This is a genomic window from Pseudomonas sp. NFACC41-3 (assembly GCF_900109505.1).
GTDB classification, from domain to species: Bacteria; Pseudomonadota; Gammaproteobacteria; order Pseudomonadales; family Pseudomonadaceae; genus Aquipseudomonas; species Aquipseudomonas chlororaphis.
Genome location: NZ_FOAE01000001.1, coordinates 993,336 through 1,017,095 on the forward strand (window position 1 = coordinate 993,336; position 23,760 = coordinate 1,017,095).

Consider the following 23,760-nt stretch of genomic DNA (forward strand, 5'->3'; position numbering starts at 1 on the left):
TGCGTGAGTTTGAACTTCAAACTTCCCTGGTACTGCGAGGGACTTGTCGTGATGTCCATGACCAGCACTTGATTGAACGGCGCAAGCACGATTGTGCTGTGGAGCATCCGTTACCCAGCGTAGGTGAGCGACGTACCCGCTGCCGGTCTTTCGGATGAAAAGCATGTCATGGCGCGGGAGCCGCCAAACGGACTCGTAGCGGGGTGCGGCAGGGCTATTGTTTAGGGAGCAATGGCTGAACATCGGCAGGAGAAGCGCTATGCATCCCACCCGAACTGCCCTTGTCCTTGCCGGTGGCGGCAGCCTCGGGGCTGTCCAGGTGGGGATGCTGCGGGCGCTGCTCGAAAAGCACGTGGTGTTCGACCTGGTGGTCGGCGCGTCGGTCGGCGCCCTCAATGGTGCCTACTTTGCCGCCAGGCCCAATGCCCGTGGCGTCGCCGAACTGGCCGATTTCTGGCGTGGCTTGCGCAAGGCCGATGTGTTTCCGTTTTCCTTGATTGACGCGCTGTCGTCCGTGCTCAAGCGTCGCGGCTGCCTGTTGCCCTCGTCGGCGCTGGCGAGCCTGGTGCGCCGGGTGCTGCCGGTGACCCGCATCGAAGACACCGAACTACCTCTGTATATCGTCACCACCAACCTGCTCACCGGGGCCGAGGAGCTGTTATCCAGCGGCAGCGTCGAGCAGGCCCTGCTGGCGAGTGCCGCGATTCCGCTGGTGTTTCCCTGGGTGCAGATCGGCGACAAGCTGCTGGTCGACGGTGGCGTCGCCAGTAACACCCCGATCGCCGCGGCGGTGTCGCTGGGCGCGACCCGGGTCATCGTGGTGCCGACGGGATTCGGCTGCGCCTGCCCGCGACCGCCGAGCGGCTTGATCGCCCTGGCCTTGCACACTCTGAACCTGATGAGCATGCGCCAGCTGGTGCGGGATATTGAGCTCCATTCGCCACAGGCGGCGATCCATGTGGTCGCGCCCTTGTGTCCGCTGGGTATTTCGGTGTTCGACTTCAGCCAGACCGAGCAACTGCTGCAACGGGCCCACCAGCAGACCCTGGCCTGGGTCGAGGAGGGCGGCCTGATCCGTACCGGTGTGCCGGGGGCGTTGCGGGCGCATACGCACGCGGCGGGGTGAGGCTCAGTCCTCGAACCCCGCCTGTTCGTGAATCTCGTCGACCTTCAGTTCCAGGCGGTAGGCCACGGCGATGAACAGCGCCTGGCACAGGCACAGGGTGGCGCTCAGGGAGCGGAAGGCGAAGGAGCTGCCTTCGTTGACCAGCAGTACGGTATTGGCGCGCTTGGCCAGGGGCGACAGGTTGCTGTCGGTGATGATCAGGGTCTTGGCCTGATTGTGCTGGGCGATGCGCAGGCAGTGCTGGGTTTCCTTGGCATACGGGGTGAAGCTGATGGCGATCACCAGATCGTTGGGGCGGATGCTGCGCATCTGCTCGCGGTAGCTGCCGCCCAGGCCCGACACCAGGTGAATGCGCTTGTTGGTGTGCTGCAGGTTGTACACCAGGTAGTCGGCCACGGCGAAGGAGCGGCGCACCCCGACCACGTAGATGTTGTCGGCGTTGACCACCAGGTCCACGGCCTTGTCGAAGGCCGCGTCGTCCAGTTCCAGGCCCAGGCGCTCGATGCCCGACAGGGTGGCGTTGATGCACTCGCGCGCCAGGTCGCCGCCGCTGGCCTTCTGCGACTTGTTGGCGATCATGCTGCGGATGCGCTGCTGGTAGTTCTGTACGGGGGTGGTCTTGTGGGTATAAGCCTCGCGAAACAGCGCCTGCATTTCGCTGAAGCCGCTGAAGCCGAAGCGCTGGGAGAAGCGCACGATGGCCGAGGGGTGCACCTCGCATTCGCCGGCGATGTCGCTGATGCGGTCGACCATGATCCGGTCGCTCTGCTGGCTCATGTAGCTGGCGATGCGTTTGAGCTGGCGCGGCAGGCTTTCGTATTCCTGGGTGATCAGCTGCAGCAGGCGCTCGGCATTGATCGGGGGGCTGGCGAGGTCGCTGTCTTGCGGGCTCTCGGTCGTGGCCGGCTGATCGGTGCGGGACATAGGCAATCCTTCTGTGCTTACTGGCTTGTACTTAATGGGAGCGGGCGGGTTGATCCACTCCCTGACAATAGGTGGGCTGAGCGCAGTCTACAGGGTCGGCGCGGGGAAAATCTTGAGCCGCGCGGCCACGGGGCGCTTGCTGAAACGATGCAGGCTGCCTGGAGCGGCCTTGAGAAAGTTTATTGGAAAAAATATTCCACGTAAAAAATTTATAGAAAAAATATTGATTGGCGCCGGTGAACGTTTTAGTCTGCATCCACCAAGAGCGTTCGGCGCCTTCCTCGGTGCCACGCGCAGGCTGATAAAAATAACAGGAGCCAGCATGGGCCAGACTCGTTTTGCCAGTGGGCGTCAATTGGATCTGATTTGCCTCGGACGCCTGGGCGTCGACCTTTACGCACAGCAGGTCGGGGCCCGGCTGGAGGATGTCGTAAGCTTCGCCAAATACCTCGGCGGCTCCTCCGCCAACATCGCCTTCGGCACCGCGCGCCTGGGCTTGCGCTCGGCGATGCTGAGCCGGGTCGGCGACGATCACATGGGGCGTTTTTTGGTGGAGTCCCTGGCCCGCGAAGGCTGCGACGTCAGCGCGATCAAGGTCGACCCGCAGCGCCTGACCGCCCTGGTCCTGCTCGGGCTCAAGGACCGCGAGACCTTCCCCCTGGTGTTCTACCGCGAGAACTGCGCCGACATGGCCCTGCGCGCCGAGGACATCAATGAAGCCTTTATCGCCTCCAGCAAGGCCTTGCTGATCACCGGCACCCATTTCTCCACCGACGGCGTGTACCAGGCCAGCCTGCAGGCTCTGGAGTACGCCGAGCGGCACGACGTCAAGCGCGTGCTCGACATCGACTACCGCCCGGTGCTCTGGGGCCTGGCGGGCAAGGCCGACGGCGAGACCCGGTTTGTCGCCGACCAGAATGTCAGCGCCCATGTGCAGAAGATCCTGCCGCGCTTCGACCTGATCGTCGGCACCGAAGAAGAGTTCCTCATCGCTGGCGGCAGCGACGATCTACTCAGCGCCTTGCGCACCGTGCGTTCGCTGACCGCCGCGACCCTGGTGGTCAAGCTCGGCCCCCAGGGCTGCACGGTGATCCACGGGGCGATCCCGGCGCGCCTGGAAGACGGCGCGATTTACCCCGGGGTGCGGGTCGAAGTGCTCAATGTGCTGGGGGCGGGCGATGCCTTTATGTCCGGCTTCCTCAGTGGCTGGCTGGAGGACGCCAGCGACGAGCGCTGCTGCCAGCTGGCTAATGCCTGCGGCGGCCTGGTGGTGTCGCGCCATGCCTGCGCGCCGGCGATGCCGACCCGCGCCGAGCTGGATTACCTGTTCAACAGCCCGGTGCCCATCACCCGGCCGGACCAGGACAGCACCCTGCAGCGCCTGCATCAGGTCAGCGTGCCGCGCAAGGCCTGGAAGCAGCTGTTCATCTTCGCCTTCGACCATCGCGGGCAGTTGGTGGAACTGGCGCAGAAGGGCGGGCGCGAGCTCAGGGCCATCGGCCAGCTCAAGCAGCTGTTTATCCAGGCCGTGGAGCGGGTCGAGGCCGATTTGCGCAAGCAGGGCGTCGAAGCCGATGTCGGCCTGCTGGCCGACCAGCGTTTCGGCCAGGACTCGTTGAACGCCGCCACCGGTCGCGGCTGGTGGGTGGCGCGGCCGGTGGAAGTCCAGGGCTCGCGGCCGCTGGCCTTCGAACACGGGCGTTCGATTGGCAGCAACCTGATCGCCTGGCCCCAGGAGCAGATCATCAAGTGCCTGGTGCAATACCACCCGGACGACGAACCGCTGCTGCGCCTGGAGCAGGAAGCGCAGATCAAGGGCCTGTACCAGGCGTCCCAGGCCAGCGGCCATGAGCTGCTGCTGGAAATCATTCCGCCCAAGGACCATCCCTCGACTCACCCGGACGTGCTCTACCGCGCCCTCAAGCGCCTGTACAACCTGGGCATCTTCCCGGCCTGGTGGAAGATCGAGGCGCAAAGCGCCGAAGACTGGACCCGGCTCGACGAGCTGATCGAGGAGCGCGACCCCTATTGCCGTGGCGTGGTGCTGCTGGGCCTCAACGCCCCGGCGGCGACCCTGGCCGAGGGGTTCCGCCAGGCCGGCAGCAGCCGCACCTGCCGCGGCTTCGCCGTGGGCCGCACGATCTTCCACGAACCGAGCCGGGCCTGGCTGGCCAGCGAGATCGACGGCGAAACCCTGATCCGCCGGGTACAAGCGACCTTCGTCGAGCTGATCGACGCCTGGCGCGCCGCCCGCGGCTGATCCTGTGTAGGAGCGAGCTTGCTCGCGATGGGCCTGAGGGCGCCGCGTTTAGCCAGGCAGTACGCGTCATCGTCAACCTCCATCGCGAGCAAGCTCGCTCCTACAAGGGGACGTAGGCGCAGCCGCTCCAGGCTCTTACACAGAAACAGCGGCTTTTTTAGAAAACAATAAAAGGTGCAGCCATGCCCGCAATCCGAATTGGCATCAACCCGATTTCCTGGAGCAACGACGACCTGCCGTCCCTCGGCGGCGAAACGCCTTTGAGCACCGCGCTGAGCGAGGGCAAGGAAATCGGCTACGAAGGTTTCGAGCTCAACGGCAAGTTCCCCAAGGATGCCAAGGGCGTCGGCGATGTGCTGCGCCCGTACGACCTGGCGCTGGTCTCGGGCTGGTATTCCAGCCGCCTGGCCCGGCGCTCGGTGGCCGAGGAGATCGACGCCATCGCCAGCCATGTGCAGTTGCTGGCGCAGAACGGCGCCAGCGTGCTGGTCTACGGCGAGGTCGCCGACTCGATCCAGGGCCAGCACATTGCCCTGGTGGAGCGCCCGCGTTTTCACAGCCAGCAGGCCTGGCAGGAATACGCCGACAAGCTCACTGAGCTGGCGCGTTTCACCCTGTCCCACGGCGTGCGCCTGGCGTACCACCACCATATGGGCGCCTACGTCGAATCGCCGGCGGACATCGACCAGCTGATGAGCCTGACCGGCAGCGAAGTCGGCCTGCTGTTCGATTCGGGCCACTGCTACATGGGCGGCGGCGAACCCCTGCAAGTGCTGCGCAAGCACATCGGGCGCATCTGCCACGTGCACTTCAAGGATGTACGCAAGCCGGTGGTGCAGCTGGCGCGCAACCACCTGTGGAGTTTCCCCGACTGCATCATCAACGGCACCTTCACCGTGCCGGGGGATGGCGACATCGATTTCGCCGCGCTGCTGGACGAGCTGCTGGCCGCCGATTACCAGGGCTGGCTGGTGGTGGAGGCCGAGCAGGACCCGGCGGTGGCACCGAGTTATATCTACGCGAAGAAGGGTTATGACACCTTGCGCGCGCTGCTTGATGAGAGGACTGGACAATGAGCCTGCTGGTAAAAAGCGCGGCCAAGGGCCGGACCATGGTCCAGTTGGCTGAGGGCCGATTGCAGTACGTTGGGTTCGCCGCCTACCGCCTGAGCCTCGGCGAAAGCCTGCCGATCAGCGCCGGCGACCGGGAGTTGTGCCTGGTGCTGCTCAGCGGGCGCATCGGCATCCAGGGCGAGGCGCCGGGGCAGGGCGCGTTCGGTTGGGACAACCTCGGCGACCGGCAATCGGTGTTCGAGGACAAGTCGCCCTTCGCCGTCTACCTGCCACCCGGCAGCCAGGCCCAGGTCACCGCCCTGAGCGATGTGCAGATCGCCGTCTGCGCCGCGCCCGGCGCTGCTGCAAAAAGCTCCGCCACCAACGGCCTCGGCCCCCGGCTGATCCTTCCCGAGAGCATGAAGCGCAGCGTGCGCGGCAAGGGCGCCAACACCCGCTATGTCTGCGACATCCTGCCGGACAGCGAGCCGGCCCATTCGCTGCTGGTGGTGGAGGTGCGCACGCCGTCCGGGCATTCCTCCAGCTACCCGCCGCACAAGCACGACACCGACGACCTGCCGCACCAGAGCTTTCTCGAAGAGACCTATTACCACCAGGTCAACCCGCCCCAGGGCTTCGTGTTCCAGCGGGTCTACACCGACGACCGCAGCCTCGACGAGGCCATGGCCGTGGAGCACGGTGACCTGGTGGTGGTGCCCAAGGGTTACCACCCGGTCAGCGTGCCCTATGGCTACGAGTCCTATTACCTGAACGTCATGGCCGGGCCCAGGCGGGTCTGGCAGTTCCATAACGATCCGCGGCACAGCTGGCTGCTGGATCTGTGATTTCCAGCCTCTGAATTCCAACATTCGAACGGAGAAGAACAATGAGTGACGCCCCGGTAATCGGCCATTACATCGACGGTCAGGTGCAAGACAGCGGCGAGCGCTTCGCCAACGTGTTCAACCCGGCCACCGGCCGCGTGCAGGCCCGGGTCGCCCTGGCCAGCCAGAAGACCGTGGACGAGGCCGTCGCTTCGGCGATGAAGGCCTTTCCGGCCTGGGCCGAGCAGTCGGCGCTGCGCCGTTCGCGGGTGATGTTCAAGTTCAAGGAACTGCTGGACCAGCACCACGACGAGCTGGCCGAGATCATCACCCGCGAGCACGGCAAGGTGTTGTCCGACGCCCATGGCGAAGTGACCCGCGGCATCGAGATCGTCGAGTTCGCCTGTGGCGCGCCGAGCCTGCTGAAAACCGACTTCAGCGACAACATCGGCGGCGGCATCGACAACTGGAACCTGCGCCAGCCCCTGGGCGTGTGCGCCGGGGTCACCCCGTTCAATTTCCCGGTGATGGTGCCGCTGTGGATGATCCCGCTGGCCCTGGTCAGCGGTAACTGCTTCATCCTCAAGCCGTCGGAGCGCGACCCGTCCGCCAGCCTGCTGATGGCGCGCCTGCTGACGCAAGCCGGGCTACCCGATGGCGTGTTCAACGTGGTCCAGGGCGACAAGGCGGCGGTGGACGGGCTGTTGCAGCACCCGGACATCGAAGCGATTTCCTTTGTCGGCTCGACGCCGATCGCCGAGTACATCCACCGCCAGGCCACGTCCCGCGGCAAGCGCGTGCAGGCCCTGGGCGGGGCGAAGAACCATATGATCGTGATGCCCGATGCCGATCTGGACCAGGCCGCCGATGCGCTGATCGGCGCGGCCTACGGCTCGGCCGGCGAGCGCTGCATGGCGATCTCCATCGCCGTGGCGGTGGGCGAGGTGGGCGACCGGCTGATCGAGAAACTGCGGCCGCGCATCGACCAGCTGAAAATCGGCAACGGCATGCAGGGCGACAGCGACATGGGGCCGCTGGTGACCGCCGAGCACAAGGCCAAGGTCGAAGGTTTTATCGAGCAGGGCGTGGCCCAGGGCGCGCAACTGCTGGTGGACGGGCGGGGTTTCAAGGTGCCGGGGGCGGAGCAGGGCTTTTTTGTCGGCGCCACGCTGTTCGATGGCGTGACCACAGAGATGAGTATCTACCAGGAAGAAATCTTCGGCCCGGTGCTGGGCATCGTCCGGGTACCGGATTTCGCCAGCGCGGTGGCGCTGATCAACGCCCATGAATTCGGCAACGGCGTGTCCTGCTTCACCCGCGACGGCGGCGTGGCCCGGGCCTTCGCCCGCGGCATTAAGGTCGGCATGGTCGGCATCAACGTGCCGATCCCGGTGCCCATGGCCTGGCACTCCTTCGGCGGCTGGAAGCGTTCGCTGTTCGGCGACCACCATGCCTACGGCGAGGAAGGCCTGCGCTTCTACAGCCGCTACAAGAGCGTGATGCAACGCTGGCCGGACAGCATCGCCAAGGGTCCCGAGTTCAGCATGCCGACCGCCAAGTAAATCCCTTCAATCCGTTGCTCTGGAGAACAAGAATAATGAGCCAGCCCCTGCGTTTCGCCCTGAATCGTATGGTTGCCCCGCGTTTGAGCCTGCCGGCGTTCATCGAGCTGGCGGTGACCCTGAAAGCCGATGCCATCGAGATCCGCAATGACCTTGCGGGCGTGGAAATCGAAGACGGCATGCCGCCGCAGCAGGTGCGTCAGTTGTGCGCGGCCCACGGCATCCAGGTGTTGTCGATCAATGCGCTGTACCCCTTCGATGTCTGGAACGCCGAGCGTCGCGCCCAGGCCCTGAAGCTTGCCGCCTATGCCCGCGATTGCGGCGCCCGCGGCCTGGTGATGTGCCCGCTGAACGACCGCGCCGATACCCGCAACGAAGCCGAGCGCAGCGCCGGTTTGCGCACCGCCTTGACTGAGTTGGCGCCGATCCTGCGCGAGCACGGGATTCTCGGTTTTATCGAGCCCCTGGGTTTCGAGGAATGTTCCCTGCGGCGCAAGCGCACGGCGGTGGAGGCGATCCGCGCCATCGGCGGGCTGGATGTGTTCCGCCTGGTGCACGACACCTTTCACCACCACCTGGCCGGCGAGCAGGAGTTCTTCCCCGAGCTGACCGGGCTGGTGCATATCTCCGGGGTCGAGGACCGCGAGGCGCCGCTGGCGAGCATCCGCGACGGCCACCGGGTGCTGGTGGGCGAGGGCGACATCCTCGGCAACGCGGCGCAGATCGAGGCCCTGCTCGAGCGCGGCTACAGCGGCCACCTGTCGTTCGAGCCGTTCGCCGACAGCGTACATGGGCTGGCGGATATCCAGCGGGCGATCGGCGCGAGCATCGACCACCTCAAGCAGGCCCTGGCATAACACCGTTCCCTGTAGCCGCTGCCGCAGGCTGCGATCGACCGCGTAGCGGGCGCGCTCTTCAAGATCGCCGAAGGTCCTGCGGACCTTATCGCAGCCTGCGGCAGCGGCTACACAAGCAGGAGGCAAGAGCAGTAAGAACAGCAAGGGCGGTCGCCTCAAGCAGGCCCTGGCCCGACACCGCTTCCTGTAGCCGCTGCCGAAGGCTGCGATCGCGACCGAAGGGCGCGCAAGGCCTCGGGTTCGCTGAAGGCCTCCGGCCTTATCGCAGCCTGCGGCAGCGGCTACAAAAGCAGGAAGGGCGCAAAGCAGTAAAAGCGGCAAGGGCAATAGCAGCAAGGGCGGTAAGCGCATCAACCTTCACCGTATTGATCAAGGTGCAAGCATGACTACGACACGACTGACCATGGCCCAGGCCCTGGTGAAATTCCTCGACAACCAGTACGTCGAGATCGATGGGGTGCAGAGCAAGTTCGTCGCCGGGATCTTCACCATTTTCGGCCACGGCAACGTGCTCGGCCTGGGCCAGGCCCTGGAGCAGGACAGCGGCGAGCTGCTGGTGCATCAGGGCCGCAACGAGCAGGGCATGGCCCACGCCGCCATCGGTTTCGCCAAGCAGCACCTGCGGCGCAAGATCTACGCCTGCACTTCGTCGGTGGGCCCGGGGGCGGCGAACATGCTGACCGCCGCGGCGACCGCCACCGCCAACCGCATTCCCTTGTTGCTGCTGCCCGGCGATGTCTACGCCAGCCGCCAGCCCGACCCGGTGCTGCAACAGATCGAGCAGTTCCACGACCTGAGCATCAGCACCAACGATGCCTTCAAGGCGGTGAGCAAATACTGGGACCGCATCAACCGCCCCGAGCAACTGATGACCGCGGCGATCCACGCCATGCGCGTGCTCACCGACCCGGCGGAAACCGGCGCGGTGACCCTGGCCTTGCCCCAGGATGTGCAGGCCGAGGCCTACGATTACCCGGATTACTTCCTGCAAAAACGCGTGCACCGCATCGAGCGCCGGCCGGCCACCGCGGCCATGCTCGAGGATGCCGTGGCGGCCTTTGCCGGCAAGCGCAAGCCGCTGATCGTCTGTGGCGGCGGGGTCAAGTATTCCGGGGCCAACGAGGCGCTGCTGGCCTTCGCCGAAAGCTTTGGCATTCCCTTCGCCGAGACCCAGGCCGGCAAGAGCGCGGTGGTCTCCAGCCACCCGCTGAATGTCGGCGGTATCGGCGAGACCGGTTGCCTGGCGGCCAACCTGCTGGCGAAAGAGGCGGACCTGATCATCGGCATCGGCACCCGCTACAGCGATTTCACCACTGCCTCGAAGTCGCTGTTCCGCGCCGATGCGCAGTTTCTCAACCTCAATATCAGCCCCTGCGATGCGCTGAAGCTCGACGGCGTGCAGTTGCTGGCGGATGCCCGGGAAGGCCTGAACGGGTTGGCCGAAGCCCTGGCGCGCAGCGATTACCAGGCCGCCTGGGGCGAACAGATCGTCCAGGCGCGGGCGCAGCTGGACGCGGAGGTGGACCGGGTCTATCAGGTCGAATACCACGCCGACGGTTTTGTCCCGGAGATTAACGACCATATGGACCCGGCGGTGCTGCGCGAATTCATCGAGCTGACCGGTTCCTGCCTGACCCAGAGCCAGGTGCTGGGGGTGCTCAACCAGACCCTGGCCGACGACGCGGTGATAGTCGCCGCCGCCGGCAGCCTGCCCGGCGACCTGCAACGCAGCTGGCGCAGCAAGGGGGTCAACACCTACCACGTCGAGTACGGCTATTCCTGCATGGGCTACGAGGTCAACGCGGCCCTGGGGGTCAAGCTCGCCGAGCCCCAGCGCGAGGTCTACGCCCTGGTGGGCGACGGCTCCTACCTGATGCTGCATTCGGAGCTGGCCACCTCGATCCAGGAGCGACGCAAGATCAACGTGGTGCTGCTGGACAACATGACCTTCGGCTGCATCAACAACCTGCAGATGGAACACGGCATGGACAGCTTCGGCACCGAGTTTCGTTTCCGCAATCCCGAAACCGGCAAGCTCGACGGCGGCTTGGTGCCGGTGGACTTCGCCATGAGCGCGGCGGCCTATGGCTGCAAGACCTACAAGGTCAAGACCGTGGCAGAGCTGCAGGCGGCCTTGGCCGATGCGCGGACCCAGAGCGTGTCGACCCTGATCGATATCAAGGTCCTGCCCAAGACCATGATCCACAAGTACCTGTCCTGGTGGCGGGTCGGGGTGGCGCAGGTGTCCACCAGTGCCCGCACCGACGCGGTGGCCAGGCAACTCAACGAACGCCTGGCCAAGGCCCGGCAGTACTGATTGCTCTCAAACGAACAACAACAGGAGTAGCACCATGTCTTTGAAACTGGGCGTCATCGGTACCGGGGCCATCGGCCAGGACCATATCCGTCGTTGCAGCCAGACCCTGCTGGGCAGCCAGGTGGTGGCGGTCACCGACATCAATCTTGCGCAGGCGGCGAAGGTGGTGGCCGAGCTGAAGATCGCCGCCGAGGTGTATGCCGACGGGCAGGCGCTGATCAAGGCGCCGGAAGTCGAGGCGCTGCTGGTCACCTCCTGGGGGCCGAGCCATGAAGAGTTCGTCCTGGCCGCCATCGCCGCCGGCAAGCCGGTGTTCTGCGAGAAGCCGCTGGCGGTGACCGCCGCCGGCTGCCGCAAGATCGTCGAGGCCGAGATGGCCCATGGCAAGCGCCTGGTCCAGGTCGGCTTTATGCGTCCCTACGATGCCGGCTACCGCGCGCTGAAGGCGGTGATCGACAGCGGCCGGATCGGCGAGCCGCTGATGCTGCACTGCGCCCACCGCAACCCGCGGGTCGGCGAGAACTACAAGACCGACATGGCGATCACCGACACCCTGATCCATGAGCTGGACGTGCTGCGCTGGTTGCTGGCCGACGACTATGTGTCGGTGCAGGTGGTGTTCCCGCGCAAGTCGAGCAAGGCGTTGGCGCACCTGCGCGACCCGCAGGTGGTGCTGCTGGAAACCGCCAAGGGCACGCGCATCGACGTCGAGGTGTTCGTCAACTGCCAGTACGGCTACGACATCCAGTGCGAAGTGGTGGGCGAGACCGGCATCGCCCGGTTGCCGGAGCCGTCCCAGGTGCAGCTGCGCAGCGAGGCCAAGCTGTCCAACACGATCCTGATGGACTGGAAGGACCGCTTTATCGCCGCCTATGACGTTGAGCTGCAGGCCTTTATCGACGGTGTGCGGGCCGGGCAGGTCGGTGGCCCTTCGGCCTGGGACGGTTATGCCGCGGCGGTGGCCGCCGATGCCTGCATCGAGGCGCAGAACAGCGGGCAGATCGTCAAGGTCGAGCAACCGCCGCGCCCGGCGTTCTATGGCTGATTCTGTAGGAGCGGCCGGTTGCCCGCGATGGACGTTAACGATGACGCGGTCTGTCTGGAACAACGCGGCGCATCCGACTCCATCGCGAGCAAGCTTCGCTCCTACAGGGGACACAGCAACTTTGTAGCCGCTGCCGAAGGCTGCGATCGCGACCGAAGGGCGCGCAAGGCCTCAAGATCGCTGAAGGCCTTCGGCCTTATCGCAGCCTTCGGCAGCGGCTACAGGTCACCACTTCAGATTCGGGGAGAACATAAAAATGCGTATCGCACTGGACCCCTACATGTACCGCCACCTGCCGCTGGGCCAGATGACCGACAAGGCTGCCGAACTGGGCTATGAGTACATCGAGCTGTCGCCGCGCGAGGATTTCCTGCCGTTCTACAAGGCGCCCCGGGTCGACCGGGCGCGGATCAAGGAATTTCGCAAGGCCCTCGGCGACAGCGGCGTGCAGCTCTCTTCGCTGTTGCCGATGTACCACTGGGCCGCCGCCGACGAAGGCTTGCGCGTGGCGGCGGTGCGCAACTGGAAGCGGGCGATCCAGATCGCCGTGGAAATGGACTGCGAGCTGGTCAACAGCGAATTCACCGGCCAGTCGGACAACCCGCTGGTGTGCGAGAACCAGTTCATGCGCTCCATGGACGAGTTGATCCCGGAGTTCGAGCGCGAGGGCATCAAGCTCGATATCCAGGCCCACCCCTATGATTTCTGCGAGCGCAACAACGAGTCGGTGGACATCATCCGCGGCTTCGACCGAGACTGGATCAACTACCTGTACGCGGCGCCGCACACCTTCTTCTACGACGACGGCAAGGGCGACATCGCCTCGATGCTCAAGTACGCGGGCAGCAAGCTCAGCCACCTGATCATCGCCGACACCTACAACCACAAGGCGTCTTCGAGCCTGCGCTATATCGTCAACCCGCCGGGCGTCACCGCCACCGTGCACCAACACCTGGACATCGGCCAGGGCGAGGTGGACTGGACGGCGTTCTTCGATACCCTGCGCGAGATCCGGTTCGATGGCATCGCCACGGTCTCGGTGTTCGCCTGGGAAGACCGCCCGGACGAGTCCAACCGGATGATGCTGGAGCGGGTCAGCAGCGAGCTGTGCCGCTGACACAAACGCAGCCGCCTGTAGCCGCTGGCGCAGCCTGCGATCGAGGACAACGTCCTCGCAAAACCTGGCGACGTGCAGGGAACTGAAAGACCGCATGCGCCGTGGTTGCGACCACTGCGTGGTCGATCGCAGGCTGCGCCAGCGGCTACAGCAGTACAACGGGTTCTATATAAGGAGGGCTTTGCGATGCGCATTGGTTTGGTGGGTTACGGCCATGGTGGCCGACATTTTCACGCGCCGCTGATTGCCAGCCTGCCCGGCGCGACCTTCGTCGGCGTGGTCACCCTGTCGGCCGAGCGCCGGCAGCTGCTGGCGGCGGAGCACCCCGGGGTGCGGGCCTTCGACAGCATCGAGCAACTGGTCGCGGCCGGGATCGACGGGCTGGTGATTTCCACCCCGCTGGAGGGCCGTGCGGCGCTGGTGCTGGAAGCCATCGAGCGCGGTGTCCCGGTGGTCAGCGACAAACCCTTCGCCAGCGACCTCGAACAGGCCAAGGCGCTGATCGACGCCGCGCAAACCCGTCGGGTGCCGCTGAGCGTGTACATGAACCGGCGCTGGGACTCGGACTTCCTCACCCTGCGCAAGCTGATCGCCAGCGGCGCCCTGGGCAGCGTCAGCCGCTTCGAGTCGCGGGTCGAGCGCTATGTGCCGCAGGCCGTGGGCAATACCAGCGGCGGCGGGTTCCTGCGCGACCTCGGCAGCCATCTGGTGGACCAGGCCTTGCAGCTGTTCGGCCCGGTGACCCGGGTCTACGCCGAGTTGCAGTACGCCGCCCAGGCGCCGACCTGCGACTACGGTTTTTTTCTCGCCCTGAGCCATGCCAACGGCGTGGTTTCACATTTATCCGGTAGTTGTCTGCAGAACTGCCAGGGGCCACGGTTCCGGGTCAGCGGTTCGGCCGGCAGTTATACGGTCGAGGGCCTGGACGGCCAGGAGCAGGCGCTGGTCGCCGGCCTGTCGCCGCAGACCGAGGGCGAGCGCTGGGGCGTCGAGGAACACCGGCGCTGGGGCTGGTTCGAGCAGGGCGAGATCCGTGAGCGGGTGGCTTCCGAGCGGGGCGACTGGTTGCAGTTCTATAAACAGTGGCAGGCGGCGCTGCAAGGGCAGGGGCCGCTGCCGGTGACCGCGGCCGAGGCCCTGGCCACCACCCGCGTGCTGGACGCCGCGCGCCTGAGCTGGCGCCAGCGCCAGGTGGTGGAAATGGCGGATTTCCGGCTGCAGAATGAATTTGGAATAAAATTCTAAAATGAGTTGATATAGAAATTATTTTCCAATAAAGTCATTTCCAGGTTGCCGACTAGCAGGGTTTCGCCAGCGTCACAGGCCGATTTCAGATCCGCCTTGAACCGAGTGAAACCCGCCAACAAAAACAAAACAGGTACCGTCGATGAAAACCTTCAGTTCCGTTGTGCACCTGCTTCGCCGCGCATTGCCGCGCCGCCATCCATTGTCCAGTCGGACACCCCGCCAAACACCCCGGCATGCCTTTGTCGTCCAGTCCCTGGTCCGCCTGCTTTGCGTCGAACGCAAGGGCGCGCTGGTGTGCTGCATGCCCGGCGCGCCGATCGTGCGTCTGCCTCACTGAGTGGTTTCTGCGCCTTATCCATAAAACCTACAAGAATGTGGAGAAAGACCTTTCATGAAGACCAAGACCCGTTTCGCCACGCTTGCCCTGTCCCTGCTGCTGGGCAGCGGCACGGCGTTCGCCGACCTGAAGATCGGCGTGAGCATGTCGCAGTTCGACGACACCTGGCTGACTTACCTGCGTGAATCCATGGACCAGAAAGCCAAGTCGCTGCCGGACGGCGTCACGCTGCAGTTCGAGGACGCCCGGGCCGATGTGGTCAAGCAACTGAGCCAGGTGGAAAGCTTTATCAGCCAGAAGGTCGACGCCATCGTGGTCAACCCGGTGGACACCGCGGCAACCCGCAAGATCACCGAAGCGGCGGTCAAGGCCGGGATTCCGCTGGTCTACGTCAACCGTCGGCCGGACGACCTGAACCTGCCCAAGGGCGTGGTCACCGTGGCCTCCAACGACCTGGAAGCCGGGCAGATGCAGATGCAGTACCTGGCCGACAAGATGGGCGGCAAGGGCGAGGTGGTGATCCTGCTGGGCGACCTGGCCAACAACTCCACCACCAACCGCACCAAGGGCGTCAAGGAAGTGCTGGCCAAGTACCCGGGGATCAAGGTCGAGCAGGAACAGACCGGGATCTGGCTGCGGGACAAGGCCATGACCCTGGTCAACGACTGGCTGACCCAGGGCCGCCAGTTCGATGCGGTGGTGGCCAACAACGATGAAATGGCCATCGGCGCCGCCATGGCGCTGAAACAGGCCGGGGTGGAGAAGGGCAGCGTGCTGATCGCCGGGGTCGACGGCACGCCCGATGGCCTGCGCGCGGTGCAGAAGGGCGACCTGGCGGTCTCGGTGTTCCAGGATGCCAAGGGCCAGGCCGACGGCTCGATCGACACCGCGGTGAAAATGGCCAGGCACGAGCCGGTGGAGCAGGCGGTGTGGGTGCCGTATCGCCTGATCACCCCGGAAAACGTCGCCCAGTTCAAATAAGCCCGGTTCAAACAGCCCGTCCGTTCCATCAACAACCATAAGCCGGCGGGGTGGCCCAGCTGCCCCGCGGATGGAGTACCTGATCATGTTCGCTTCAGCGACTGCTTCGAGCATCCCGACGGCGGCTATGCAGCCCGCCGCTCAGTCTGCCCAGTCTGTGTCCGAGCAGCAGCCTTACCTGCTGGAAGTCATCAACGTCAGCAAGGGTTTCCCCGGGGTTGTCGCCCTGTCCGATGTGCAGCTGCGGGTGCGTCCCGGCACGGTGCTGGCGCTGATGGGGGAGAACGGCGCGGGCAAGTCGACCCTGATGAAAATCATTGCCGGGATCTACCAGCCGGACGCCGGCGAGCTGCGCCTCAAGGGCCAGCGGGTGAATTTCGAGACGCCGCTGGCGGCCTTGCAGGCGGGGATCGCGATGATCCACCAGGAACTCAACCTGATGCCGCACATGAGCATCGCCGAGAACATCTGGATCGGCCGCGAGCAGCTCAACGGCCTGCACATGGTCGATCACCGCGAGATGCACCGCTGCACCGCGCTGCTGCTGGAGCGCCTGCGGATCAACCTCGACCCCGAGGAGCAGGTGGGCAACCTGAGCATCGCCGAGCGGCAGATGGTGGAGATCGCCAAGGCGGTGTCCTACGACTCCGACATCCTGATCATGGACGAACCGACCTCGGCCATTACCGAGAAAGAGGTGGCGCACCTGTTCTCGATCATCGCCGACCTCAAGGCCCAGGGTAAGGGCATCATCTATATCACCCACAAGATGAACGAAGTGTTCGCCATCGCCGATGAAGTGGCGGTGTTCCGCGACGGCGCCTACATCGGCCTGCAACGGGCCGACAGCATGGACGGCGACAGCCTGATCTCGATGATGGTCGGCCGCGAACTGAGCCAATTGTTCCCGGTGCGCGAGAAACCCATAGGCGAGCTGCTGATGTCGGTGCGCGACCTGCGCCTGGACGGGGTGTTCGAGGGCGTGTCCTTCGACCTGCACGCCGGGGAGATCCTTGGCATCGCCGGGCTGATGGGCTCGGGCCGCACCAACGTGGCCGAGACGATTTTCGGCATTACCCCCAGCGACGGCGGCGAGATCCGCCTCGACGGCCAGCCGGTGCGCATCAGCGATCCGCACATGGCCATCGACAAGGGGTTTGCCTTGTTGACCGAGGACCGCAAGCTCAGCGGCCTGTTTCCCTGCCTGTCGGTCCTGGAAAACATGGAGATGGCGGTGCTGCCGCACTATGCCGGCAACGGTTTCATCCAGCAGAAGGCCCTGCGCGCCCTGTGCGAGGACATGTGCAAGAAGCTGCGGGTCAAGACCCCGTCCCTGGAGCAGTGCATCGACACCCTGTCCGGCGGCAACCAGCAGAAGGCCTTGCTCGCGCGCTGGCTGATGACCAATCCGCGGGTGCTGATCCTCGACGAGCCGACCCGCGGCATCGACGTCGGCGCCAAGGCCGAGATCTACCGGCTGATCGCCTACCTCGCCGGCGAAGGCATGGCGGTGATCATGATTTCTTCGGAGCTGCCGGAAGTGCTGGGCATGAGCGACCGGGTGATGGTCATGCACGAGGGCGAGCTGATGGGCACCCTCGACCGCGGCGAAGCGACCCAGGAGAAGGTCATGCAACTGGCTTCCGGGATGTCCCTGGTCCACTAGCCGGCAAACGTATCAAGGCCATCGGCGAGGTGTGTTCGCCGCCGGCCATACAAGAAGAAGGTGAAGGCTTATGAACGCGATACTGGAAAACAAACCCGCGGCGGCGCCAGCCAGAACGCGCCGGCGCCTGCCCACCGAGCTGAGCATCTTCCTGGTGCTGATCGGCATCGGCCTGGTGTTCGAGCTGTTCGGCTGGATCGTGCGCGACCAGAGCTTCCTGATGAACTCCCAGCGCCTGGTGCTGATGATCCTGCAGGTGTCGATCATCGGCCTGCTGGCCATCGGCGTGACCCAGGTGATCATCACCACCGGCATCGACCTGTCGTCCGGCTCGGTGCTGGCGCTGTCGGCGATGATCGCCGCCAGCCTGGCGCAGACCTCGGACTTCACCCGTGCGGTGTTTCCGTCGCTGACCGACCTGCCGGTGTGGATCCCGGTGGTGGCCGGGCTGGGGGTAGGGCTGCTGGCGGGGGCGATCAACGGCAGCATTGTCGCCATCACCGGCATCCCGCCCTTTATCGCCACCCTCGGCATGATGGTCTCGGCGCGTGGCCTGGCGCGCTATTACACCGAAGGCCAGCCGATCAGCATGCTCTCGGATTCCTACACGGCCATCGGCCACGGCGCGATGCCGGTGATCATCTTCCTGGTGGTGGCGGTGATCTTTCATATCGCCCTGCGCTACACCAAGTACGGCAAGTACACCTATGCCATCGGCGGCAACATGCAGGCGGCGCGGACCTCGGGGATCAACGTCAAGCGCCACCTGGTGATCGTCTACAGCATCGCCGGGCTGCTGGCGGGGCTCGCCGGAGTAGTGGCCTCGGCGCGGGCGGCGACCGGGCAGGCGGGCATGGGCATGTCCTATGAACTGGATGCCATCGCCGCGGCGGTGATCGGCGGCACCAGCCTGGCCGGCGGCGTGGGGCGCATCACCGGCACCGTGATCGGCGCGCTGATCCTCGGGGTGATGGCCAGCGGTTTCACCTTCGTCGGCGTCGATGCCTACATCCAGGACATCATCAAGGGCCTGATCATCGTGGTGGCGGTGGTCATCGACCAGTACCGCAACAAGCGCAAGCTCAAGCGCTGATCCCTCTGTTTTACTGTAGGAGCGAGCTTGCTCGCGATGGCGGTCAACGATAACGCGTAGGGTCTGATGGAAACGCGGTACATTGACGCCCATCGCGAGCAAGCTCGCTCCTACAGGGAAGCGTGCAGAATCCCGGCAGCGGCAGGCCTTTTTTCGGGCCTGCCGCTGCCGTTTGTCTTCTAAAAGACCCCGGCCGATGGAATTTCTTGTTATAAACGCACTCCGATAACCGCCGCCAAAGCCAGCCCTGGCGGGCTTTCAGGGCTTATCAGACAAATCTGATGTCATTTCAGTTGCTGACGCCTCGAACCGGCCTTAGACTGCCGCCCCTCGTAAATTGAGTGCCGGGTGGCGCTTGGAATGTATGGCGCCTTTCCGATGCCCCGAAAGGGGGCACGGAAAACAGCTTTAATTCGCCTTAATGCACGTATTTTTTATAGAGAAATCAATGACAAAGGAAAAGTTGCTGGCCATGCCGGCGGATGACTACATGAACGCCGAGCAGCTGGCTTTTTTCACTGAGCTGTTGCAGGCCATGAAGGTCGAAACCCACGAGCGCATCGAACAGAACCGAATCGCCATTGAGAGCCTGGACACCCCGGCCGACCCTGCCGACGCGGCTTCCGTAGAGGAAGAGCGGACCTGGTTGGTCAACGCTATCGACCGCGACCAGCGCATGCTGCCGCAGCTGGAGCAGGCCCTGGGCCGTATCGGCGACGACAGCTTCGGCTGGTGCGACGACAGCGGCGAGCCGATCGGCCTGAAACGCCTGCTGATCAGCCCGACCACCAAGTACTGCATCGAAGCTCAGGAACGTCACGAGCAGATCGATAAGCACCAGCGTCAGGCCTGATCGCCAAGACTTCTTTCCCTCGCGGGCAAGCCCCATCCCAAGGTCGTCGAGACGCCTGGGATCGGCGGCTTGCCCGCGAGTCGTTTGTGGGCGTCTTTAAAGCCCGCGCCTTTCTATTGATCTGCTGCAAAGCTGCGACTAATGGACCATGGATAATGGCTTTTTAGTGGCGTTCAATGCAGGTCAAATAATTAGAAAAGCGTGGGGTAATCCAGATGACGCAAGACGGATCTTCGCCGGCTGCCATGGCGCAACCGCTGCCGACAGGCCAAAACACCCGGCGCTGGCAGGTTCCAGCCCTGCAAAGCGGCGCCTTGCTGCTAGTGCTGTACGTCCTGTCCCAGGGGCGGCTTTCTTTCTATCTCGCCGTGCCGCTGATGCTGCTGATCGTCTGGCTGCCGCTCTTGCGCAGGGCCAAGGCCGCAGCGCCGGCGAGCAGCGTCGATAACCGCGAGATCGCCGCGCTGACGCGCGACCTGTCCTGCAGCACCAGCCATAACGCACTGTCGGCCGCCGGCGTGGCCTATTCGGTCCGGCAACTGGCCGGGCGGGTGCAATCGCAACTGGACTCGGCGGCGCGCATCGTCAGCAGCGCCGAGGCGATGATCCACACCGAGCAACTGGCCGCGCAGCTCAGCCAGCAGGCCCTGAGCGCCGCCAGCGAAGCCCACCGCAGCAGCGCCGAAGGCAGCGCGGTGCTGGGCGAGTCGATCACCCGTATGCACCGCCTCAGCCAAAGCGCCAACGACAGCCGGCAACTGATCGAAGCCTTGAGCCAGCGCAGCGAAGACATCCAGCGGGTGGCGCTGGTGATCCAGTCGATCGCCAGCCAGACCAACCTGCTGGCGCTGAATGCCGCCATCGAGGCGGCGCGGGCCGGCGAGCATGGCCGCGGGTTCGCCGTGGTGGCCGATGAAGTGCGTGGCCTGGCCGGGCGCACGGCCACCGCTACCGACGAGGTCGGGGTGATGGTCGGCGATATCCAGCAGCGCACGGCCCAGGTGGTGGAGCAGATCCGCCAGCTGTCCAGCGACCTGAACACCGGGGTCGAGCAGGTCGAGTCCACCGGCCAGCACCTGCAGAACATCGCCCGGCTGGCGGCCGGGGTGGAAAACCAGGTCGGCGAGATCGCCCGCGGCGCCGAGACCAATCGCCAGCAACTGGACAGCCTGTTCCATGCCGTGGAGCAGGTGCGCGGCGATCTGGCGGTGAGCGACCAGCAGACCCGCCGCCTGGCCGAGGCGGCGGCGCAGATGGAAGGGCAGGCGGAGATCATCAGCGAACGCCTGGCCGAGGTCGGCCTGGATGACTACCACCAGCGCATCTACGACCTGGCCCAGGAAGGCGCCCGGCGCATCGCCGAGCAGTTCGAGGCGGATCTTGCGGCCAACCGCATCAGCCTCGACGACCTGTTCGACCGCAGCTACCAGCCGATCGCCAATACCCAGCCGGTGAAATACCAGACCCGCTTCGACCGTTACGCCGATCAGGTGCTGCCGGCGATCCAGGAGCCGTTGCTGGCGCGTCACGAAGGCCTGGTGTTCGCCATCGCCTGCACGCCCCAGGGCTACGTGCCGACCCACAACCAGGCGTTCTCCCAGCCGCTGACCGGCGACCCGCAGGTGGACACCTTGCACAACCGCACCAAGCGCAAGTTCGAGGACCGCACCGGCCTGCGTTGCGGCAGCCACCAGCAGCCGCTGTTGCTGCAAACCTACACCCGCGATACCGGCGAGCTGATGCACGATCTGTCGGTGCCGATCAGGGTCAAGGGCCGGCATTGGGGCGGCCTGCGCCTGGGCTACAAACCGGAGCAGGCCGCCGCGGCCGCGCGCGGTTGAGCCTGGACAAGGGCCGGCCATTGTTACCGGCCCTGCAACGAAGCTGTGCCAGAGATGGCTTTTTCCCAGCATTGGAACTCATTAGTATGAGCGACATTGTTAGCTAGCTAACTAGTTACCAGGAGAAGTCCTCATGCAAAGCAAAGTCGATGTCGCAGTGATGATTGGTAGCGGTGTACCGGCCACCTTTCGCGCGGTCGGGCTGAATGTGTGCTGGGTCGTGCTGGTCAATGGCGAGCGCCGCGGCGCGCCGTTCGCCAGCCGGGAAGAGGCCCTGGAGTGCCAGGCGTCCTGGCTGGCCCAGCTGGCGCGGGACAAGGCCGGACACCCAGTATTCAGCCGTTCGGCTTAACGACGCTGATGCAGGCGCAGGTTGAGCTCGTCGACCACCCGCGCCCAATCGGCGTCTTCGCGCAGTTCTTCCTTGAGAAAGGCCGCCTGCCGGGGCGTCCAGAAGTCGGCGTCGATCATCCGCACGTCCGCGGGCAGTGGCGAATGTTGCTCGATGAACGCGTCGATGGCGTTGGGGCTGGAGTCCAGGCCGAGTTGATCGAACAGCCCTTTGAGGTCGTGGGTCGGCGAGTCCATGTTGATCTCCTTGCTGAGGGATTATCCGGGCATTGTCTTGCATCTGAGGCGCCGGGCAACCAGGAGTTCGATCAGCTTGCCGGGGGCTCAGACCTCGCTGCCGATCACCGCGCTTTCGGCCTGGAACAGCGCCACCTGGGCCATCGACAAGGCGCTGCTGGCGGCCTGCGCCTGGGCCCGGGCGGCGGACAATGCCTGCATGTGCGCGTCGGTTGTGCGATGCCGGGCGGCGCTTTGTACCATCGCCAGGCGCTCGTTGGCCTTGCGCAGCCTTTGCTGCAGTTGTTCGATCTGCTTGCGCAGCAGCTTGATGCGTTTCTTTTTCGCTTCGAGCACGCCGTCGGGAGCAGCGTTGGTCGCCCGAGTGATCGCGGTGCGCAGGTCAAACGGATCGCTCGCCGGGCTTTCGCTGGCCGCCGCGCCGGGCAGGGCGAACTCGGCCAGGGAAGGCAGGCGGGCAGGTGGGTTGAGGTCGATCATCATGGTGCTCTTGAAATGAAGGCTCACCAATATGTCGGTCGGGCGCGGCAATCCTTTATTGCCGTTCAGAGGTTCAGGGCGCCCTGGTCGACGGCCTGCTTGAGGGCGCGGGCGGCGTCCTTGGCGGCGGCTTCGGCCAGTTCCGCGGTCTTGAACCAGCGGTCCTTTTCCACCTGGTGGCAGCGCACGGTGCGCAGCGGTGGCTTGGCGCGCATCACGATCACGGCCTGGAACTCGCCCTCGACATCCCGGGCCTCGCCATGGATGAAAAACTCGCCTATATCGAATTCCGTCACGTCCGACTTTCCCCTGGAAATTATGCTGGTGAAGCCTGGCCGGTGGCCGGCTTCAAGGTCGCGGCAGTATGGCAGTTGTTGCCGGTCGATGGCTGAGTTAAGTCACGCAAGTGGCTGACCGGTAGGGTGAAAGAGGTTTTTTCAGCGATTTGCTAACGCATGGGTTGCTCTGAATACATAAAGTTGCTCTAGAATTGCCCCGGCAGTCAGAGATTGATGTTTATCTGCAGCACTCCCGTCCCATTAAGGGTGACGAAAGGATCGTGAGGTTTTCCGATCGACAGTGAGTGCGCAGCTTTCTCGGCGAGCTGGAATCACTTCTTCTGCGCTTGATGCGGGCCAAACGGTCCGGTAGTCCTTCCGGTCTTTCTGGGGAGGGGCGCTCCGGTGTTTGCGCCTACGCGTTGGCGGGTGGTGCTTTTTCGGATTGTTTTCATGTGGAGTCACGGCGCCGGTTCGGCCGCCTTTTTCTGCTGTCCGTCGTTTACGCGGGCAGAGTCATTTTCAGTTTCGGGGATCTTTCCTTGGCAGTAAGTAATCTTGATATGCACGCGTTGTTCGTCCTGGGCGACTTACGCGCAAAGTTGGTCAAACAGTTCCAGTCCCGTTTCGTCTACATCACCGAACAGACGCCGGAAGGCATTTACGTCGCCGAAATCGATACCGAGACGGCGCTGGTCGTGGACGACAAGCCGCGCCTGGAACTCAAGGTCGGCGACCATTTCCGCGCCGCGGTCCTGCCCAGCCGTGAGGGCGGCAAGTTCGAAATCCGGTTTCGCGAGATCAAGCTGGCCGTCTACGGCCTGGGCGAATACGCCTTTGTCAGCACCGCCGACGGCCACGCCATCCTGTTCAAGGAAGGCCACAGCGTGGTGACGGTATTCGCCGCCAACCAGCAGTTGCAGGAAGGCCTGACCAAGACCCTGAAAGCCGTGACCGGCAAGGCCGCCAAATGGCGCAAGGGAGAACTGGTGAGCTTCAAGGCCAGCGAGTGAGCCGCGCCGAATTCCACCAGCAGCATCTTGCGCGCGCCCGCGCCGAGGCCCAGCGCCTGTTCGAACGCAAGGCCATGCTGCAAGGCGCCTGGCTGGCCTGGGTGGCCTCGCAGCTGTATGTCCTGCAGCCGGCGGCATACGCCAGCATGGTGCGCCGCGAGTTGCAGCGCCTGCAGGAGCAGGGCGAAAACTGAAGTCCCCTCGAAAGCAGGAACCTCTACTACAGTCAGATGACTCAATTAGTCAGAGGCTTGCGGTCCCCGATCGCAAGACCATCCTGCAACGCTGTGAACAGCTA

23 protein-coding genes are annotated in these 23,760 nt (G+C 64.6%); 18 read left to right on the forward strand and 5 right to left on the reverse strand.

Annotated elements, in window-relative coordinates:
* Nucleotides 1-259: 259 nt before the first annotated feature.
* Nucleotides 260-1,126 (forward strand): patatin-like phospholipase family protein, encoded by an 867-nt coding sequence (locus BMY68_RS04530; RefSeq protein ID WP_085531385.1) that lies wholly within the window; start codon nt 260-262, stop codon nt 1,124-1,126.
* 3 nt (nt 1,127-1,129) lie between these two features.
* Here BMY68_RS04530 and BMY68_RS04535 read toward each other — a convergent pair whose 3' ends face one another.
* Both BMY68_RS04535 and BMY68_RS29525 read right to left on the reverse strand, forming a co-directional pair.
* On the reverse strand, nt 1,130-2,050 hold the full coding sequence (locus tag BMY68_RS04535) for a MurR/RpiR family transcriptional regulator (protein ID WP_009043375.1): 921 nt from the start codon (nt 2,048-2,050) through the stop codon (nt 1,130-1,132).
* A gap of 87 nt (nt 2,051-2,137) precedes the next feature.
* A complete protein-coding gene (locus BMY68_RS29525; protein ID WP_139214876.1) occupies nt 2,138-2,374 on the reverse strand; it encodes a hypothetical protein in 237 nt (78 codons plus the stop codon).
* On the opposite strand from BMY68_RS29525, the gene iolC reads away from it, so the two are divergent.
* The 15 genes from iolC (at nt 2,373) to BMY68_RS04615 (ending at nt 21,455) form a co-directional block, all read left to right on the forward strand.
* Complete coding sequence (iolC, locus tag BMY68_RS04540; RefSeq protein WP_085531383.1) at nt 2,373-4,310, forward strand: bifunctional 5-dehydro-2-deoxygluconokinase/5-dehydro-2-deoxyphosphogluconate aldolase; 1,938 nt, start codon at nt 2,373-2,375, stop codon at nt 4,308-4,310. The two genes, BMY68_RS29525 and iolC, sit on opposite strands and share 2 nt — an antisense overlap.
* A 182-nt stretch (nt 4,311-4,492) precedes the next feature.
* The gene (gene iolE, locus BMY68_RS04545; protein WP_085531382.1) at nt 4,493-5,386 is read left to right on the forward strand and encodes a myo-inosose-2 dehydratase; all 894 of its coding nucleotides are present in this window, start codon (nt 4,493-4,495) and stop codon (nt 5,384-5,386) included.
* Nucleotides 5,383-6,207 carry a 5-deoxy-glucuronate isomerase gene (gene iolB, locus BMY68_RS04550; RefSeq protein ID WP_085531380.1) on the forward strand — a complete coding sequence of 275 codons (825 nt, stop codon included), beginning with the start codon at nt 5,383-5,385 and terminating at the stop codon, nt 6,205-6,207. Before iolE ends, iolB begins: the two co-directional genes overlap by 4 nt.
* A 41-nt stretch (nt 6,208-6,248) precedes the next feature.
* Entirely contained in the window at nt 6,249-7,748 is a 1,500-nt protein-coding gene (locus BMY68_RS04555; RefSeq protein ID WP_085531378.1) for a CoA-acylating methylmalonate-semialdehyde dehydrogenase, read from the forward strand.
* A 35-nt stretch (nt 7,749-7,783) separates the two neighbouring features.
* Nucleotides 7,784-8,605 (forward strand): TIM barrel protein, encoded by an 822-nt coding sequence (locus tag BMY68_RS04560; RefSeq protein WP_085531376.1) that lies wholly within the window; start codon nt 7,784-7,786, stop codon nt 8,603-8,605.
* 382 nt (nt 8,606-8,987) lie between these two features.
* The gene (iolD, locus tag BMY68_RS04565; protein ID WP_085531374.1) at nt 8,988-10,922 is read left to right on the forward strand and encodes a 3D-(3,5/4)-trihydroxycyclohexane-1,2-dione acylhydrolase (decyclizing); all 1,935 of its coding nucleotides are present in this window, start codon (nt 8,988-8,990) and stop codon (nt 10,920-10,922) included.
* Nucleotides 10,923-10,956: 34 nt separating this feature from the next.
* Nucleotides 10,957-11,967: a bifunctional inositol 2-dehydrogenase/D-chiro-inositol 1-dehydrogenase gene (locus BMY68_RS04570; RefSeq protein ID WP_085531372.1), complete on the forward strand. Its 1,011-nt coding sequence runs from the start codon at nt 10,957-10,959 to the stop codon at nt 11,965-11,967.
* A gap of 256 nt (nt 11,968-12,223) precedes the next feature.
* The gene (locus BMY68_RS04575) at nt 12,224-13,084 is read left to right on the forward strand and encodes a sugar phosphate isomerase/epimerase family protein (protein WP_085531370.1); all 861 of its coding nucleotides are present in this window, start codon (nt 12,224-12,226) and stop codon (nt 13,082-13,084) included.
* A 186-nt stretch (nt 13,085-13,270) separates the two neighbouring features.
* Complete coding sequence (locus BMY68_RS04580) at nt 13,271-14,329, forward strand: Gfo/Idh/MocA family oxidoreductase (protein ID WP_085531368.1); 1,059 nt, start codon at nt 13,271-13,273, stop codon at nt 14,327-14,329.
* A gap of 394 nt (nt 14,330-14,723) precedes the next feature.
* Nucleotides 14,724-15,650 (forward strand): sugar ABC transporter substrate-binding protein, encoded by a 927-nt coding sequence (locus BMY68_RS04590; protein ID WP_009043386.1) that lies wholly within the window; start codon nt 14,724-14,726, stop codon nt 15,648-15,650.
* A gap of 85 nt (nt 15,651-15,735) precedes the next feature.
* On the forward strand, nt 15,736-17,316 hold the full coding sequence (locus BMY68_RS04595) for a sugar ABC transporter ATP-binding protein (protein ID WP_085531599.1): 1,581 nt from the start codon (nt 15,736-15,738) through the stop codon (nt 17,314-17,316).
* A 70-nt stretch (nt 17,317-17,386) separates the two neighbouring features.
* Nucleotides 17,387-18,409, forward strand: coding sequence for an ABC transporter permease (locus BMY68_RS04600; protein WP_085531366.1), 1,023 nt, complete (start codon nt 17,387-17,389; stop codon nt 18,407-18,409).
* Nucleotides 18,410-18,857: 448 nt separating this feature from the next.
* Nucleotides 18,858-19,262, forward strand: a complete 405-nt coding sequence (locus tag BMY68_RS04605) for a TraR/DksA family transcriptional regulator (RefSeq protein WP_007923643.1) — start codon at nt 18,858-18,860, stop codon at nt 19,260-19,262.
* Nucleotides 19,263-19,477: 215 nt separating this feature from the next.
* Nucleotides 19,478-21,103 carry a methyl-accepting chemotaxis protein gene (locus BMY68_RS04610; RefSeq protein ID WP_085531364.1) on the forward strand — a complete coding sequence of 542 codons (1,626 nt, stop codon included), beginning with the start codon at nt 19,478-19,480 and terminating at the stop codon, nt 21,101-21,103.
* A 133-nt stretch (nt 21,104-21,236) separates the two neighbouring features.
* Complete coding sequence (locus BMY68_RS04615; protein ID WP_009043389.1) at nt 21,237-21,455, forward strand: hypothetical protein; 219 nt, start codon at nt 21,237-21,239, stop codon at nt 21,453-21,455.
* On the opposite strand, the gene BMY68_RS04620 is transcribed toward BMY68_RS04615, so the two are convergent.
* From BMY68_RS04620 to BMY68_RS04630, 3 genes are all read right to left on the reverse strand, one after another.
* Nucleotides 21,452-21,691 carry a DUF2789 domain-containing protein gene (locus BMY68_RS04620; protein ID WP_009043390.1) on the reverse strand — a complete coding sequence of 80 codons (240 nt, stop codon included), beginning with the start codon at nt 21,689-21,691 and terminating at the stop codon, nt 21,452-21,454. The two genes, BMY68_RS04615 and BMY68_RS04620, sit on opposite strands and share 4 nt — an antisense overlap.
* An 87-nt stretch (nt 21,692-21,778) precedes the next feature.
* Nucleotides 21,779-22,171, reverse strand: coding sequence for a hypothetical protein (locus BMY68_RS04625; RefSeq protein ID WP_175534807.1), 393 nt, complete (start codon nt 22,169-22,171; stop codon nt 21,779-21,781).
* Between the two features lie 65 nt (nt 22,172-22,236).
* Entirely contained in the window at nt 22,237-22,467 is a 231-nt protein-coding gene (locus BMY68_RS04630; protein ID WP_007923647.1) for a hypothetical protein, read from the reverse strand.
* A gap of 545 nt (nt 22,468-23,012) precedes the next feature.
* On the opposite strand from BMY68_RS04630, the gene BMY68_RS04635 reads away from it, so the two are divergent.
* Complete coding sequence (locus tag BMY68_RS04635; RefSeq protein ID WP_007923648.1) at nt 23,013-23,462, forward strand: hypothetical protein; 450 nt, start codon at nt 23,013-23,015, stop codon at nt 23,460-23,462.
* A complete protein-coding gene (locus BMY68_RS04640; RefSeq protein ID WP_175534808.1) occupies nt 23,420-23,656 on the forward strand; it encodes a hypothetical protein in 237 nt (78 codons plus the stop codon). Before BMY68_RS04635 ends, BMY68_RS04640 begins: the two co-directional genes overlap by 43 nt.
* The last annotated feature ends 104 nt before the right edge of the window (nt 23,657-23,760 follow it).

Coding starts and splice junctions, on each gene's coding strand:
- BMY68_RS04625 (WP_175534807.1), bottom strand. CDS start 22,171: ATGATCGACCTCAACCCACCTGCCCGCCTGCCTTCCCTGGCCGAGTTC.
- BMY68_RS04640 (WP_175534808.1), top strand. CDS start 23,420: ATGGCGCAAGGGAGAACTGGTGAGCTTCAAGGCCAGCGAGTGAGCCGC.
- BMY68_RS29525 (WP_139214876.1), bottom strand. CDS start 2,374: ATGCTGGCTCCTGTTATTTTTATCAGCCTGCGCGTGGCACCGAGGAAG.
- BMY68_RS04560 (WP_085531376.1), top strand. CDS start 7,784: ATGAGCCAGCCCCTGCGTTTCGCCCTGAATCGTATGGTTGCCCCGCGT.
- BMY68_RS04610 (WP_085531364.1), top strand. CDS start 19,478: ATGACGCAAGACGGATCTTCGCCGGCTGCCATGGCGCAACCGCTGCCG.
- iolB (WP_085531380.1), top strand. CDS start 5,383: ATGAGCCTGCTGGTAAAAAGCGCGGCCAAGGGCCGGACCATGGTCCAG.
- iolD (WP_085531374.1), top strand. CDS start 8,988: ATGACTACGACACGACTGACCATGGCCCAGGCCCTGGTGAAATTCCTC.
- BMY68_RS04580 (WP_085531368.1), top strand. CDS start 13,271: ATGCGCATTGGTTTGGTGGGTTACGGCCATGGTGGCCGACATTTTCAC.
- BMY68_RS04575 (WP_085531370.1), top strand. CDS start 12,224: ATGCGTATCGCACTGGACCCCTACATGTACCGCCACCTGCCGCTGGGC.
- BMY68_RS04615 (WP_009043389.1), top strand. CDS start 21,237: ATGCAAAGCAAAGTCGATGTCGCAGTGATGATTGGTAGCGGTGTACCG.
- BMY68_RS04595 (WP_085531599.1), top strand. CDS start 15,736: ATGTTCGCTTCAGCGACTGCTTCGAGCATCCCGACGGCGGCTATGCAG.
- iolE (WP_085531382.1), top strand. CDS start 4,493: ATGCCCGCAATCCGAATTGGCATCAACCCGATTTCCTGGAGCAACGAC.
- iolC (WP_085531383.1), top strand. CDS start 2,373: ATGGGCCAGACTCGTTTTGCCAGTGGGCGTCAATTGGATCTGATTTGC.
- BMY68_RS04570 (WP_085531372.1), top strand. CDS start 10,957: ATGTCTTTGAAACTGGGCGTCATCGGTACCGGGGCCATCGGCCAGGAC.
- BMY68_RS04605 (WP_007923643.1), top strand. CDS start 18,858: ATGACAAAGGAAAAGTTGCTGGCCATGCCGGCGGATGACTACATGAAC.
- BMY68_RS04535 (WP_009043375.1), bottom strand. CDS start 2,050: ATGTCCCGCACCGATCAGCCGGCCACGACCGAGAGCCCGCAAGACAGC.
- BMY68_RS04555 (WP_085531378.1), top strand. CDS start 6,249: ATGAGTGACGCCCCGGTAATCGGCCATTACATCGACGGTCAGGTGCAA.
- BMY68_RS04635 (WP_007923648.1), top strand. CDS start 23,013: ATGCACGCGTTGTTCGTCCTGGGCGACTTACGCGCAAAGTTGGTCAAA.
- BMY68_RS04590 (WP_009043386.1), top strand. CDS start 14,724: ATGAAGACCAAGACCCGTTTCGCCACGCTTGCCCTGTCCCTGCTGCTG.
- BMY68_RS04600 (WP_085531366.1), top strand. CDS start 17,387: ATGAACGCGATACTGGAAAACAAACCCGCGGCGGCGCCAGCCAGAACG.
- BMY68_RS04620 (WP_009043390.1), bottom strand. CDS start 21,691: ATGGACTCGCCGACCCACGACCTCAAAGGGCTGTTCGATCAACTCGGC.
- BMY68_RS04530 (WP_085531385.1), top strand. CDS start 260: ATGCATCCCACCCGAACTGCCCTTGTCCTTGCCGGTGGCGGCAGCCTC.